Below are 14,666 nucleotides of genomic sequence, written 5' to 3' on the forward strand. Positions count from 1 at the left end.
AGAATGCTCTAAACCGTTCCCTCCACCGGGGCAACGGGCAGCGCCTCGATAATCACGAAGGCTTGTGCGAGCGGGAAGTCGTCCGTGATCGTCAAGTGGATGGCAGCACGATGACCTGCGGGTAATATTTTCTGGAGCCGCTCGGCTGCGCCGCCGGTCAGTTGCATCGTCGGTTTCCCTCCGGGCATGTTGACGACGCCCATATCCTTCCAGAAGACCCCTTGAGCCAAGCCGGTGCCCAGTGCCTTCGAACAGGCCTCCTTGGCGGCGAAGCGCTTGGCATAGGAGGCGGCGCGGTTTTTGCGGCCGTCCGATTTTGCAATCTCTATGTCTGTGAAGCACCGATTGACAAAGCGTTCGCCAAAACGCTCGAGCGAGTTCTCTATTCGGCGGATATCGATGAGATCGCTGCCGATGCCGATGATCATGATGAGTGCCCGATCGTTTGGGAACGTGCGCGCCGACGCCGCTGTTGGAAAAAGCGCGCCGCCTGGTAGGCAAGCGGGTAGAAAACAAGCGCGCCGACGATGGCGAGCGGAAGTGAGCCGATGAGCATCGGTTTGACGACCGGTCCCCAGAGTTCCGCGAGTTCCAGGCGCTCGACCATATCGCCGATCTCAGCGCCGCTGACGGCTGCGCCATCCTGCGGCCCCGTCAGCACCCTGCCGATTTCGTAGGATGCCGTCAGGATGATCGGAATAGTGACCGGATTGGCGAGCGCCGTCGTGATAGCGGCCGCAAGCAGATTGCCGGAAAAAATCGACGCGAGGGCAACTGCCAGGAAGATGTGAAGGCCGAAGAACGGCGTAAACGATGATGCGGCGCCGGCCGCAACCCCGACCGCGATCGAGTGCGGAGACGACGACAGGCGCAGAATGCGCAGGGCAACGTAACGCAGCCCGCGCGAAAGGCCCTTGCGCGGCCACAACAGCGCGCGAAGCCTTTCGGAAATCGTAACCGGTTTTCTGCGCCTGAATAACATTATGCCGTCATGATCGCGTGTCGAAGCGGCCATGGGCACGCCCCAAAGCGCCTCCGCCCCGTTGTGGGCCGCAAGATAGGCGTCATGTCTGTCACAGGCAAGTCACGTGCGGCGCCGCGGAAATTTGCAACGGAGCTATTCGCTTGACGCATAGCTTATTGCGAAGTGCGTCCTGAAGGCAGCGCAACAAATCAGAAGCTGTTGCGGAACAGGCCACGATCGATCTGGCGCTGGCGGTATTCCAGGTCGATGCGATCGACGGAGCCGTTCAGATAGGCGACCTCACGCTCTTCAATGGTCGGAACGTGCAGGGCACGGGTAAGTTTCTTCAAGTGCTTGAACATGGCAAACCTCTTCGTTTACCTCCCGAGCGAAAGATAGATTAGCGACCGCTGCACCACCAGCGTCAGGATGAGGCGGCAGCCATGCAGGAGACGCATAACATGCGACGTTCCATCCTGTTACGTGCCCATTCCGTGGGCAGATGCATAGAGAACATACGTTCGGGACTCGGCATCCCAATTGTTGCGCCGCCGCGGACCGGCCTAGTCAGGGTTGCGAGGACCGCGCGCTGCTATTGCAGGTGCTGCACGGGCGCTGCCGAGCACCTCGTCCATGATGCGTTGGATGGTGCGCGCACAGCGCCCGCACTGGGCACTGCAGCCGAGACAGCCATAGACTCGGCTGGTCGAGCGCGTCCGCCCCGCCTCGACGGCGGAGCGGACATCCTGATCACTCAACACATTGCACGAACAGACGATCATGGCGCGACGGTTCTCGTTCGGCACTCACCCAACAAACGGTCAGTAGTCCCAGAAAACAGGTACCCAACGAAAGTGGTCGCCGTCGCCCGCCACGTGGCCGACGGACGGGAACGGCAGGTGAGTGGCCACCAGCAGCTCGCCGGTCGCCGCCAGCTCCCGCAAAAGACGGACCCGGACGCGGGCCGCCTCCTCGGGGTCGTGTTCGAAGCCGTTGTACCACTCGGGGTGTTCGAACCCGACCTGGAACACGAGGTCGCCGGCGAACGTCAGCCCGTCGCCGCCCGACGCCACGCGGACCACGCTGTGTCCGGGGGTGTGGCCGCCGGTGCGACGGACAACAACCCCCGGCGCCACCTCGGACTCCTCATCGAACAGCCGCAGCTGGCTCTGGTACTCTTTCACGAACCGCTTGGCCGCCGACCGAAGCGCGTCCGGGAACCCCGGCGGCATGGAGACGCGGGAGAAATCGGGCGTCTCCCAGAACTTGACCTCTGCGGCCGCCACGTGGATCCGCAGGTCCGGACGCAGTCGCTCCTTCATCCCGTCGACGAGCAGCCCGCCAATGTGGTCCATGTGCATGTGGGTAAGCACCACGTCGGTCACGGACGCAAGATCGATGCCGGCGGAATCCAGCCGCTTGATCAACTGCCCGGCCCGCGGCAAGTTCAAGTCCGGGTCGAACCCTAGCCCAGCGTCGACGAGTATGGTCTGGCTGCCGCTACGCACCACGACCACGTTCAGCGCCCAATCGTAAGCGTCCGGCGGCAGGAACATGTCGTCCAGCCAGGCCGCCCGGACGGCCGGGTCGACGTTGTGGGCCAACATCGCGGTTGGGAGCGGTAGCACCCCATCGCTGACCACCAGCACGTCAATCTCGCCGACCCGCACCGCATAGCGCGAAGGAACCAACTCTTCGGGTACCGTTCTACCCGGGTGTAAGGTGTTGTCCAAGCTCATGTTTGTCTCCTGCTGACCAATCGTACGGCGTTTTGCTTCTGCCTGCGACATGATGCGCTCCTGTCTTGCGTGATCGAGACGTGTCGGTCACGAGCCACGTCGCGGACTCTATGTTGAAGCGTGTTGGCGCACGAGCTACACCTGAGTATGGGGTAGCCTGTGCTCTCCATCGACCGCAGCAAAGATTTGATGGTGAAGAGGCTGGTATGAAAGAGTAGACGCTCTCGCCCGCGGAACGGTGCCCCGGCGCTCAGCGTTGACTCGAGGCCGCTCTGCGTCCTCGATATCCGCGACACTCTTGAGGTGCTCTTTCGAGCAGGAAAGATGCCAGGAGGAGCTGCTTCAACTACGTGGACCGCCTTACCCAAGGCCGTATCGGCCACCTCCGCCGCCGGCCCCCGTCGATCGGCATGCGCCGCAATCATGCAGTAGGGCGCGACTCAATGACACGAACCGCCAACCTCGCCGCTGAAGAATGGCGATGGCTGGTGGACCTCTCCTCGCAGTTTCCTGACGTGGCTATTCGAACAGCCGCTTGACCATGGAAATGCTCGGCAACTCTTTGAGTTGGGCGATCAGATGGTTCAACTGACGCAGATCCCAGACTTCCAGGTCAAATTGCAGCTCGCTGAAATCCGCCGCTACCCGTCCCATGGAGAGCGAACGGATGTTGACATCGGTCGTCGCGATCGCTTGGGCGATCTCCGCCAGGGTGCCGGGCTCGTTCAGCGCACTGACCGCGATCCTGGCTATGAACCGGCTGTTGTTCGCCTCGTCGAGATCCCAGCGCACATCGATCCAGCGCTCCGGCTCGTCATCGAACTTTTGCAGGATCGGCGACTGGATCGGATAGATGGTAATCCCCTTGTCGCGGTCCATGATACCGACGATGCGGTCGCCCGGAACAGCGCCAGCCGGACTGAAATGCACCTCGGCATTGCCGGAAAGCCCGCGGATCGGTAACGCTTCCGGCCCTTCGGCCTGTTGCGCATCAACCATCTCTTTCGTGCGGCCGGGAAGCTTGAAGACCATTCCTGCGGCGCTGCGCATATTGAACCAGCCATCATCTGCGCTGGGCTTTACCGTGACGCGCTCGTCCTGATGATCTGGGAATACGGCGCGCAGGACGTCGAGCGAGGACAGTTCGCCCCGCCCGACGGCGGCGATAGCGTCCTCGACTTCCTTCTGCCCGAGCCTGTGCAAGGCCGGCTTCAGCCCCTCGCGCGAAAAACTCTTGCCGGCGCGCTCGAAGGTCCGCTCCAGAATGCGGTAGCCGAGACCGGCATATTGCTTGCGGACGGCCGCCCGCGTCGCACGACGGATCGCAGCGCGCGCCTTGCCGGTGACCACGATTTCCTCCCACGCGGGCGGTGGCACCTGAATGCCGGAGCGGATGATCTCGACCTCGTCACCGTTGTTGAGGCGCGTGACCAAAGGCATGATGCGGCCGTTGATCTTGGCACCGACGCAGGTATCGCCGATATTCGTATGCACGGCATAGGCGAAATCGATCGGCGTGGCGCCACGCGGCAGGGCGATCAGCTGCCCCTTGGGTGTGAAACAGAATACCTGATCCTGGAACAGCTCGAGCTTCGTGTGTTCCAGGAACTCCTCGGGATTGTCGCCTTCCGCCAACGCTTCGATCGTGCGGCGAAGCCAGGAATAAGCGTTCGACGTCGGTGATCGCGGCGCATCCGCCGCCACGGCGTCGCGGTCCTTGTAGAGCGCGTGCGCGGCGATGCCGTATTCTGCGATATCGTGCATACGCTTCGTGCGGATCTGCAGCTCGATGCGCTGGCGCGACGGGCCGATGATCGTCGTGTGCAGCGATTGGTAGTCGTTCTGCTTCGGCGTCGAAATATAGTCCTTGAAGCGACCCGGGACGACACGCCAGCGCGTGTGCACGATGCCGAGCGCCCGGTAGCACGAGGGAATATCATCGACAATGATGCGGAAGCCCCAGACGTCCGACAGTTGCTCGAAAGAAAGCGATTTCGACTGCATCTTGCGAAAGACCGAATAGGGCTTCTTCTGACGCCCCTTGACCAGCGCCTCCTTCAGGCCCTCGGCCTGCAGCAGTTCGCTCAGTTCCTCCTCGATCTTCTTGATCAGGCCCTCGTTGCGCTCGGACAGTTCCTGCAGCCGCCTGGTGACCGTCTCGTAGGCCTCGGGGTTGATATGGCGGAAAGCGAGGTTCTCGAGCTCCTCGCGCATGTCCTGCATGCCCATGCGCCCGGCCAGCGGCGCATAGATGTCCATCGTCTCTTCGGAAATGCGTGCGCGCTTCTCCGGCGACATATGGTCAAGCGTGCGCATGTTGTGCAGCCGGTCGGCAAGCTTGACGAGCAGAACGCGGACGTCATCCGAGATGGCAAGCAAAAGTTTGCGCAGGTTTTCCGCCTGCTTCGCCTTTTTGGTGACGAGATCGAGCTTCTTGATCTTCGTCAGGCCCTCGACCAGCGCACCAATGTCTTCGCCGAAGAGATCGTCGATCTCCTGCCGTGTCGCGGTCGTGTCCTCGATCGTATCGTGCAGCAGGGCAACCGCGATCGTGGACTCGTCCAGATGCATTTCCGTAAGGATGGCCGCCACTTCGAGGGGATGAGAGATGTAAGGATCGCCGCTTGCCCGTTTCTGCTGGCCGTGCTTCTGCATGGCATAGACGTAAGCCTTGTTCAGCAAGGCTTCATTGACGTCGGGCTTGTATTTCTGCACGCGCTCAACGAGCTCGTATTGGCGCATCATCCGCTGGCGGCTCCGTGGGAAAAAGCAAACAAAAAAGTGCGCCAATCATAGGAGTGGCGCACTGCTTTGAAAACACGTCGGAACATGCGTTCCGGAGCGGATCTTAGTAGTCGTCGCTCTTTTCCGGAGGCACAAGACCTTCGATGCCCGCAAGCAGTTCCTCTTCGGACATGCGGTCGAATGTCAGGGCTTCCGGCTGATCTTCCTCTTCCGCCGCATCCGCGAAAGCGGCCGCCGCTTCCGGCTGGGTCAGCGAAGCCGGATCTGGCTCGGGCTCGTCCACCTCGACGTGCTTCTGCAGCGAGTGGATCAAGTCCTCCTTCAGGTCGCCGGGCGAAAGGGTCTCGTCAGCGATCTCGCGCAGCGCCACGACAGGGTTCTTATCGTTGTCGCGATCAACGGTGATAGCAGCACCCTGCGAAATCAGGCGCGCGCGGTGGCTGGCGAGCAAAACAAGTTCGAAACGGTTGTCGACTTTGTCAATGCAGTCTTCGACGGTGACGCGGGCCATAGCCTGTCCTTTGCAACTCAAAGCGCGGCGGCGTTGCCGCTGCACGGATTAAACGACCCGAGACCGGAACAGCCGTCGCTTGACGGCCTCATCAGCTCCGATTTCAGGAATTAGCCGCTCGGATACAATCAAAACAGCATAAGTTCAAGTTTTTCCTGCATTCGGTGCTCACATCAACCAATGACACATGATAGAATATGGCGTATTACGCGCCGCAACTGTGGCCACACATGCCGATTGCATTGCATGATGCAATGGTCGAATGTGCAGCAGCAATCGGAAATTGAAGTGTGGACGAACTGCAGCAACTGCTAAAACTAGCTATAGGCGCCGTGCGCTGCTTGGATTAATGCGTGGTATAACCTACATTATTTGCAATATCAGCAATTATTAATGTAATCCACCTATTTTCTGCGCACGCTTCCTTCGGGAGGTCGAAAATGCGCCGGGCATGAAAAGGAAATTACGATGTTCGATCCCCGCGAGAAAATCGCACTTTTCATAGACGGCGCCAATCTCTACGCCGCATCGAAAAGTCTCGGTTTCGACATCGACTATCGCAAGCTGCTGAAAGCGTTCCAGAAACGCGGATACCTGCTTCGGGCCTACTATTACACCGCGCTTATCGAAGACCAGGAATATTCGTCGATCCGTCCCTTGATCGACTGGCTGGACTACAATGGCTACAAAGTCATCACCAAGCCGGCCAAGGAATTCACCGACTCGCTCGGACGACGCAAGATCAAGGGCAACATGGATATCGAGCTGGCGATCGACGCCATGGAGCAGTCCGAAACAGTCGATCATCTCGTCATCTTCTCGGGCGACGGCGACTTCACCACGCTCGTCGAAGCACTGCAGCGCAAGGGCCGCAAGGTCTCGGTGGTCTCGACCATGTCGACCCAACCGCCCATGATCGCCGACGATCTGCGACGCCAGGCGGATCACTTCATCGACCTCGTCACACTTAGAAACGAGATCGGCCGGGAACCCTCGGAACGCACGCCGCGTGCGGTCGAGCCGGTCGCCGACGACGTCGAGCTCTAAGATCAGGAAATCCAGGCAGGGCCGGCGCGAGCGCCCCTCACCGACCAGTTCAGCCGCGCTCCTTGAGCAGGCGGTTCTTCTGCCGGTTCCAATCGCGTTCCTTGGAGGTCTCACGCTTGTCGTGCAGCTTCTTGCCCTTACCCAGTGCAAGCTCCAGCTTCGCCCGCCCGCGGTCATTGAAATAGATCCTGAGCGGGATCAGCGACATACCTTCGCGGTTGACGGCACCCTGCAGCCGGTTCACTTCCCGCTTCGACAACAGCAATTTGCGACGCCGCCGCGTTTCATGATTGAAGCGGTTGGCCTGCAAATATTCCGGCAGATAGGAGTTGATCAGCCAGATCTCGCCGCCTTCGTCGGTGGCGTAGGACTCCGAAATGTTGGCCTTTCCTTCACGCAGCGACTTGACCTCCGTGCCGGTCAGCACAAGACCGGCTTCGTAGGTATCGACGATCTCGTAGTTAAAGCGGGCCTTGCGGTTCTCCGCCACGACCTTCTTGACCGTGCTCTGGCTGCCTTTGGGGGCCATCAGTTCATCAATCCCGCATGCCGGAGCGCCGCATCGATCGCCGCTTCCGTGCCCGGCTCAAGCGTCGCCAGGAGCGGCGAACGAACGGCACGGCTCATCCGCCCCAGGCGATGCAGGGCATATTTTGCGCCGCAGAGGCCAGGCTCCATGAAAATAGCTTTGTGAAGCGGCATCAATTTGTCCTGATACTCGAGCGCCTTTGCGAATTCGCCGGCAAGTGTCGCTTCCTGAAATTCCGCGCAAAGGCGCGGCGCAACATTGGCGGTCACGGAAATGCAGCCAACACCGCCATGTGCGTTGAAGCCAAGGGCCGTCGCATCCTCCCCGGAGAGTTGCACGAACTCCTTGCCGCAGGCCATGCGTTGCTCGGAGACACGCTCGATCTTGCCGGTCGCATCCTTGACGCCGATGATCGTCGGATAAGCCTTTGCCAGCGCGGCCATGGTCTCGACACTCATGTCGACGACCGAACGACCGGGAATATTATAAATTACGATCGGCAGCTTCACGCTTTCGGCGATTGCTCCATAATGGGCAAAGAGACCCTTCTGCGTCGGCTTGTTGTAATAGGGCGTCACGACCAGAAGGGCGTCGGCGCCCGCCTTCTCGGCATGCTGTGCAAGCTCGATCGCTTCGGTCGTATTGTTGGAGCCGGCACCGGCAATGACGGGCACGCGGCCGGCCGCCGCTTCGACACAGAGTTCGACGACCTTCTTGTGTTCATCGTGAGACAAGGTCGGCGACTCCCCCGTGGTGCCCACCGGCACCAGGCCGTGGCTGCCCTCTTTTATCTGCCATTCCACATGCGCGACGAAACTATCCGCGTCCACCGAGCCAGTGGCGGTGAACGGTGTTACGAGTGCGGGAATGGAACCCTTGAACATGCACAACTCCTGACGGCCGCAAGGAGCAGGAAACTCCCACGCTTTGGCCGCAATCGACGGTTAAAAAACTGCCGCACCATAATCATGTGACGTGGTTGCGGCAAGCGTCGTGAAGACGCATTTCATGTCGGTTTCATCCAAGCGATAGCGCGAGAGGCGGTTCGGCCAGCTCGGAGCAATGCCGGAGCGGACCCCTTGAGAATACCGCACCCATGATTTGCGGCGATCGATAAATGCCGCTAACTTTTCGGCAGGCTGTCCGGCGGAGAATGAATGGGGAAACTCGGGGGCTCTTGATGCGCGGACCACTCCTTCTGCCTGTCGCAGCCATGGTCGGTGCCGTGATGCTGGCTTCCTCGGTTGCGGGGAGCGAGGCGCGGGCACCGGTACCGGCGAACAAGCCTGGCTCGGCCGGCAAAGCCGGACGGGTCGCGAGCAAGGACCTCACCAGCACAGTACCCGCGGCCGTCACGCCGATCGGCGCAGACTTGAAAACGGGCCTCGACGCGCTTTCCAATCGCCAGCCCGCCAAAGCAATCGCCGTTCGCGACGGCATGCCCTCCGGAACTCTGGAGCGCCACATCCTCACCTGGGCCATCGCCGTTTCTGGGCAGAAGGGCATTCCATCCTACGAAATCGCTGAGGCACAGAGGGAGCTTCAAGGCTGGCCCGGTCTGAAATCGCTGCGGCTGCATTCGGAAAGGGCGCTCTATCGGGAAAATCCGCCTGCAGCAGATGTGATCGCCGCCTTCGGAGCTACCCGGCCCGAAACCGCAGAGGGAGCGATCATCCTGGCGCGGGCGCTCGCGGCACAAGGGCAAGAGGCCGTCGCGGCAAGACATCTACGCGCCGTATGGTGGAAAGAGGCGCTCGATAAGGACACCGAAGCAAAGATCCTCTCGGAATTTTCCGGCCTGCTGACGACCGCCGATCACAAGCGCCGTATGGAGATGCTTCTCCATCGCGGCCGCATCGAGCAGGCGGGGCGCTTCGGCGACCTCGGTAAAGCGCAATCGCTATACCGCGCTTGGGCCGCGGTTATCCGTGGCACCGGCAATGCGGCATCGCTGATCGAGGCCGTCGACCCGTCGTGGCGGGACGACCCCGCCTTTCTGTTTGTCCGCATCGAGCATCTGCGCAAGCAGGAGAAATACCAGGAGGCGGCCAAGCTTCTCGCCCAAAGGCCGAGGGACAGCGACGCCCTCGTCAATCCGGGCGAATGGTGGATCGAGCAGCGCATCGTAAGCCGCGGACTGCTCGACGCGGGCGATTTCCGCGGCGCCTACCGCATCGCCGCCAATCACACGGCAACCGAAGCGGCGGATATTGTCGATGCCGAGTTTCATGCCGGCTGGTACGCACTCCGGGGCCTGGAAGATCCGGCAACTGCGGCAGGCCATTTCCAGAAGATCCTGGAGGCGTCGGGCCGACCGATCTCGGCCTCGCGCGCCTGGTACTGGCTCGGACGCGCCGCCGAAGCGGGGCGACCTGGCAATTCGAGCGAATATTTTGGCAACGCGGCGCGCTACTCGGGCACGTTCTACGGGCAACTTGCCGCAGCTAGGCTCGGCCGCCCGACGCTTGACGTAGGCTACCCCTCCCCGACGCCGGAGGATCGAACACGATTCGAAGGTCGCGAGGCCGTCCGGGCTATCGCCCGGCTCGACGCCGCAGGCCATGGCTGGCGTGCGGACAGTCTTTACCGGTCGCTCGCCGAAGAGCTGACCAGCCCCGGCGAACTCGCGATGCTTGCAGCGCGGGCGGAAAAGACCGGCAATCACCAACTTTCGCTGCAAGTTGGCAAAATCGCTTTCGCCCGCGGCATCGATGTCGCCGCACTCGCCTTTCCGGTCGGCGTCATCCCGTCCAGCGCCGATATCACCGGCGCCGGCAAGGCGCTTGCCTATGCGATTGCCCGGCAAGAAAGCGCCTTCAACCCTGCCGCCGTCTCCGCCGCCAATGCCCGCGGGCTACTGCAACTTCTGCCGGGAACGGCCAAGGGCATCGCAAGCCGCTTCGGCCTTGCGTATTCCAAGGACCGCCTGACGACCGATGCAGGCTACAATGCCACACTCGGGGCGCACTATCTCGGCGAGCAGATCAACAGTTTCGGCGGCTCCTACATCCTGACATTCATCGCTTACAATGCCGGCCCGGGCCGGGTGCCGGAATGGCTCGAGCGTTATGGCGACCCGCGCGGCAAGCCGATCGATGACGTGGTGGACTGGATCGAACGCATCCCCTTTCAAGAGACGCGCAACTATGTCCAGCGGGTGATGGAGAACTACCAGGTCTACAAGGCCCGGTTGGGAGAGCCCGCGGACATCGTCGCCGACTTGAGAACGGGGCGTCAATTGCCCTAAGCCCAGATGGTATCGGGCTTGTCGAGCAGAGCTTTTCGCGACGCAAACGCGGCGATCAAATGATCGTGATCGGCAATCGGAACACGGCACAAAATGCCATTTCAGCCATTTCCTTCCTAAAAGAATCCGTCTGTCTCGAAAGGAAATGGTGAAGCCAATGAAGACGTTAGCAATTGTCGCCCTGTCGCTGGCAACGGCGATGAGCAGCGTTCCGCCCGCAGAAGCATTTCCGATCGCTCCGGCAGTAAAGCCGCAAGCTGCGGACGTGCAGCTCGCGCAGTTCCCCTATGAGCGCGGTGAAGAACGGAAGAGTAGGCCCCGCTGCTGGGGTGTCAGCTGTCCACGGCGCGGTTACTACCGGCGCGGCTATGATCGTGGCCGTTACTATCGCCGTTACCATCGCGACTACGATGATGACAACGATTTCGGCGCATTCATCGGCGGCCTGGCGACCGGTGCGATCGTCGGTGGTCTGCTGAGCCAGCCTAGATATGCTGGCCCGAGATATTACGGCGGCGGCAGCGCCCATACCCGCTGGTGCTATGCGCGCTATCGGTCATATCGCGCGTGGGACAACACCTATCAGCCGTATGGCGGCCCGCGTCGCCCGTGCTACTCGCCCTACAGCTAAGGCATCGACGGTGGCAATCCGCGGCTCTTCGCACCGAGCAAAAGTGCGAAGAGGCGCGGCTTCGTAGAAAGATTTCAATCTTCGCATGACAACCCGTTGCGCCGGGTACAATCCGTCCTGGATTAAAGCCTTCACCCACTTGCCGTTGCGCATCCGGAAGCTACGATTTCATCTCCTCTCGACCGAACGGAGTAGTCATGGATCGGAGTGAATTTCGCGAGCATCTCTTTCGGGTACAGGACGGCTTGCAGCTCTATGCCAGATCCTACGGCGACCTGCGGCATGGACGGATCCCAGTCGTCTGCCTCCCCGGCCTTACACGCAACAGCCGCGACTTCCACGAGCTCGCGGGCTTTCTCGCCTCCCCTCCAGGAGGCGGACATTTCATCCTCTCTCTTGATTCCCGCGGGCGCGGCGGCTCGGAGCGCGATGACGACAAGACTCGCTACACGATCGCGGCGGAAACCGCGGACCTCATCGCCGCCTGCGGCCATTTTGGTATCGAGAAGGCGACCTTCATCGGCACGTCGCGCGGCGGCTTGATCCTGCATCATCTCATCGGCCTGGCCCCCGCCTTGATCGCAGGCGTCATTCTCAACGACATCGGCCCCGTCATCGAAATCCAGGGACTGCTGCGAATCAGGGACTATCTCAACGCAACCACACGACCGGCGAGCTGGACCGCGGCACCTCGCTACCTGCAGTCCGTGCATGGGGATGATTTTCCGATCCTTCGCGAGCACGATTGGCGGGAGATGGCACAAGCGATCTATCGCGACGAAGGCGGCATTCCGGTCGCCGACTTCGATCCGGCGATCGCAGCACAGCTGCAAGCGCTTACGGCCGATACGCCACTGCCGGATCTTTGGCCGCAATTCGACGCCTTCGCCGGCTTGCCGATGATGGTCGTTCGTGGGGAGCGTTCCAGGCTACTGTCGGAAGCCACGGTCGAGAAGATGAAGCGTAGGCATCCGAACCTCGCGGCCGTGACAGCGGTCGGACAAGGCCACGCACCGCTTCTGCACCTCGATGGCCCGAGACAGGCTATAGCGGCCTTTCTCCAACAGTAGACGTTGGCGCGCGACAGCCGCGCAGAAGCGTCTCTTCCGCGAGGAAACCGTCCGAAACGGAAAAAGCCCGGCTCTTGAGCCGGGCTTTCCCTAACTGACCGAGGTCAGGTCAGATTAGAAGTCACGCTGGAAGCGGAGGAAGCCGAAGACTTCGTCGTCGCCGTTGTCCTGATCTTCGTACTGAACCGACAGACGGGTCGCAAGACCTTCGGTGATCTGGTAGTCAACCGTACCACCAACGCGCCATGCATCGTCGCCGCCGAAGTCGGTGAGCGAGCCTTCAGACAGGTTGCCGAAGTACTGAGCGCCGGGGGTGAGTGCGAGCTTGTCGTTGATGTTCCAACGGTACGAAGCAGCAACCGTCCACTCGGAACGTTCCCAGTAAGCGTTCGGGTTGGATGCCCAGATACCAGCGAGCTGGAAGACGCCCGGGCCAAGGTCAGCCGAAAGCAAGCCGCGGATCGCGCCTTCTTCGAGTTCGGTGTCGAAGCCGCCGAGCAGGTCGAAGCTTACGCCGCCGAGCGTAGCGGAAACGATACCGGCAACGCCGACGCCGTTGTCCTTGGTGGAGGTGCCTTCGAGTTCGTCGACCGAGATACCGGCCTGGAACGTGCCACCGTCATAGAGGTAAGCGAGCGAGTTGAATTCGGTGAAGTTGCCGAGCGAGTCGGTTTCACCGTTCAGACCCTTATCCCACCAGCTGTAGAAGAAGCCGGCCTTGAAGCCGCCGAGCTGGATGTAGGCTTCGTCGACGTCGATGAAGCTGTCGCCTTCGTCGGTGTCGTTGTCGGCGTTGAACTCAGCAGCAAAGAAGCCGGTGAGCGTGCCGAACTCGGTGTCGCTCTTGGCATCGGTCGAGATGTAAGCGCGGGAGAACATATCCCAGTCAGACGTACCGTTGCCGGAGTCGAAACGGCTGGTTACCTCGTCACGGCCGAACGAGCCCTGAACGCGGATGAAGCCGCCGATCTTAAGGCAGGTTTCGGTGCCCGGGATGTAGAAGTAGCCCGTGCCGAAAGCGTCGCAAACGCGAACGTATTCCATGGGCTCCGGCTCGGCGGCGACGATTGCGTCGGCTGCCTGAGCGCCGGATACTGCTGCGAGAGCAGCAGCGGAGCCGAGAAGAAGGCTCTTGATGTTCATTTCTGACCTCCAGTCAAAAGTTTCAAACGGGTCTGGGTTTCTTTGCTGAACGACAGCGTTCCCTGCCCCATCCCCAACGTTCAAGAAGTCGGACGATCAACCGCCCTTGCTTCCGGAGTTGAAAATACAAAACCGGGTGGGGCACGCAACGTCCAACTTGCCAGATCACCTGCTTTGCGCTGCCCTTCCCTGATCCCTGTTGCTGAAACGACACAAAATCGCCTCATCCCACCCGAGGAAATTAACAAAGGGTTAAGAAAATCCTTTAGCGACGGGGGGTTAGCATAATGGAGCAGCGAACGTTCTGTTTCAGAAAGGGGCAGAAAATGGCCGAAAACTGGGGGAAAACCGGGCATCGGTGGCCCGCCTTGCTGTCTTCTCACAAACAAGACGCCACGCAAACGGCGTCTGGTGGAATGGCGACGGGGAGATTTTTTGCCGATTCACAAGAGAATCAACGCACTGGATTCGCGAATCCCTCAAAGCCTGCTGACTATCCTGGGAATCGGACTCGTCGTCGCCAGGGGGAACCATGAGAGGGAAAGGATGGGACAGGCGGGCATGATTCTGCATATGCGCAGAAAGCGCAGTTGCAGAAGTCGCTATCAAAGAATGGAAGATCCGCGGGCAGCTACAATCGGGCAATCAAAAATGGCGGAGAAGAAGGGATTCGAACCCTCGATACCGTTTCCGGTATACTCCCTTAGCAGGGGAGCGCCTTCGACCACTCGGCCACCTCTCCGTTACGGCCTGACTAGTGTCACCGCGCCATCAATGCAAGATTTTTTTGTCAGATTTCGGGAAATCACACGATTTTCATCCGCTGGCGATGCGTCGGGCGGTGCTTCTGTCGGCGATGTGCATTGCGGCCGGAAGTGCTCACGCAGGCCGTCGCCCTAAGAAACAGATGATTTGCCAACGAAACGATGTCGGGCTTCGCGATGATCCGGACATTCGCAATAGCCGTCTTCGCAAGGCCGAAGCAAGTCCACTTGCGGAAGATAGCCGCCACCCTGTCGAGCGGCGGCGATTCCCGCCGA

General features: G+C 60.7%; 14 protein-coding genes and 1 tRNA gene. 4 read left to right on the forward strand and 11 right to left on the reverse strand.

Annotated features, from left to right (window positions below; genetic code table 11):
• Window positions 1–8: 8 nt before the first annotated feature.
• The 7 genes from acpS to rpoZ all read right to left on the reverse strand — a co-directional run bounded on the left by acpS (window position 9) and on the right by rpoZ (window position 5,959).
• Window positions 9–428: a holo-ACP synthase gene (acpS, locus tag PZN02_RS00265; RefSeq protein ID WP_180940558.1), complete on the reverse strand. Its 420-nt coding sequence runs from the start codon at window positions 426–428 to the stop codon at window positions 9–11.
• Window positions 425–1,015: a DUF2062 domain-containing protein gene (locus PZN02_RS00270; protein ID WP_280659661.1), complete on the reverse strand. Its 591-nt coding sequence runs from the start codon at window positions 1,013–1,015 to the stop codon at window positions 425–427. Before PZN02_RS00270 ends, acpS begins: the two co-directional genes overlap by 4 nt.
• Window positions 1,016–1,173: 158 nt before the next feature.
• Window positions 1,174–1,326 (reverse strand): DUF3563 family protein, encoded by a 153-nt coding sequence (locus tag PZN02_RS00275; RefSeq protein ID WP_280659662.1) that lies wholly within the window; start codon window positions 1,324–1,326, stop codon window positions 1,174–1,176.
• A 201-nt stretch (window positions 1,327–1,527) separates the two neighbouring features.
• On the reverse strand, window positions 1,528–1,746 hold the full coding sequence (locus PZN02_RS00280; RefSeq protein WP_280659663.1) for a (2Fe-2S)-binding protein: 219 nt from the start codon (window positions 1,744–1,746) through the stop codon (window positions 1,528–1,530).
• 39 nt (window positions 1,747–1,785) lie between these two features.
• Window positions 1,786–2,754 (reverse strand): MBL fold metallo-hydrolase, encoded by a 969-nt coding sequence (locus PZN02_RS00285; protein WP_280659664.1) that lies wholly within the window; start codon window positions 2,752–2,754, stop codon window positions 1,786–1,788.
• 468 nt (window positions 2,755–3,222) lie between these two features.
• Entirely contained in the window at window positions 3,223–5,448 is a 2,226-nt protein-coding gene (locus PZN02_RS00290) for a RelA/SpoT family protein (RefSeq protein ID WP_225105109.1), read from the reverse strand.
• A 103-nt stretch (window positions 5,449–5,551) separates the two neighbouring features.
• On the reverse strand, window positions 5,552–5,959 hold the full coding sequence (gene rpoZ / locus PZN02_RS00295; protein ID WP_136504099.1) for a DNA-directed RNA polymerase subunit omega: 408 nt from the start codon (window positions 5,957–5,959) through the stop codon (window positions 5,552–5,554).
• A gap of 468 nt (window positions 5,960–6,427) precedes the next feature.
• Between rpoZ and PZN02_RS00300 the strand changes: the two genes are divergently transcribed.
• The gene (locus PZN02_RS00300) at window positions 6,428–7,006 is read left to right on the forward strand and encodes a LabA-like NYN domain-containing protein (RefSeq protein WP_280659665.1); all 579 of its coding nucleotides are present in this window, start codon (window positions 6,428–6,430) and stop codon (window positions 7,004–7,006) included.
• A 49-nt stretch (window positions 7,007–7,055) separates the two neighbouring features.
• Here PZN02_RS00300 and smpB read toward each other — a convergent pair whose 3' ends face one another.
• Together smpB and dapA are read right to left on the reverse strand one after the other, a co-directional pair.
• Window positions 7,056–7,535, reverse strand: a complete 480-nt coding sequence (gene smpB / locus PZN02_RS00305; RefSeq protein ID WP_280659666.1) for an SsrA-binding protein SmpB — start codon at window positions 7,533–7,535, stop codon at window positions 7,056–7,058.
• Entirely contained in the window at window positions 7,535–8,419 is an 885-nt protein-coding gene (gene dapA, locus PZN02_RS00310) for a 4-hydroxy-tetrahydrodipicolinate synthase (protein ID WP_136504096.1), read from the reverse strand. The genes smpB and dapA overlap by 1 nt, the downstream gene beginning before the upstream one ends.
• A 296-nt stretch (window positions 8,420–8,715) precedes the next feature.
• Between dapA and PZN02_RS00315 the strand changes: the two genes are divergently transcribed.
• The 3 genes from PZN02_RS00315 (at window position 8,716) to PZN02_RS00325 (ending at window position 12,483) form a co-directional block, all read left to right on the forward strand.
• Window positions 8,716–10,782 carry a lytic transglycosylase domain-containing protein gene (locus tag PZN02_RS00315; protein ID WP_280659667.1) on the forward strand — a complete coding sequence of 689 codons (2,067 nt, stop codon included), beginning with the start codon at window positions 8,716–8,718 and terminating at the stop codon, window positions 10,780–10,782.
• Window positions 10,783–10,939: 157 nt separating this feature from the next.
• The gene (locus PZN02_RS00320) at window positions 10,940–11,413 is read left to right on the forward strand and encodes a BA14K family protein (RefSeq protein ID WP_280659668.1); all 474 of its coding nucleotides are present in this window, start codon (window positions 10,940–10,942) and stop codon (window positions 11,411–11,413) included.
• Window positions 11,414–11,610: 197 nt separating this feature from the next.
• Complete coding sequence (locus PZN02_RS00325) at window positions 11,611–12,483, forward strand: alpha/beta fold hydrolase (RefSeq protein ID WP_280659669.1); 873 nt, start codon at window positions 11,611–11,613, stop codon at window positions 12,481–12,483.
• A gap of 114 nt (window positions 12,484–12,597) precedes the next feature.
• On the opposite strand, the gene PZN02_RS00330 is transcribed toward PZN02_RS00325, so the two are convergent.
• The gene (locus PZN02_RS00330; RefSeq protein ID WP_280659671.1) at window positions 12,598–13,626 is read right to left on the reverse strand and encodes a porin; all 1,029 of its coding nucleotides are present in this window, start codon (window positions 13,624–13,626) and stop codon (window positions 12,598–12,600) included.
• A 652-nt stretch (window positions 13,627–14,278) separates the two neighbouring features.
• Window positions 14,279–14,368, reverse strand: a tRNA-Ser gene (locus PZN02_RS00335).
• Window positions 14,369–14,666 lie beyond the last annotated feature (298 nt).

This window comes from Sinorhizobium garamanticum (assembly GCF_029892065.1).
GTDB lineage: Bacteria > Pseudomonadota > Alphaproteobacteria > Rhizobiales > Rhizobiaceae > Sinorhizobium > Sinorhizobium garamanticum.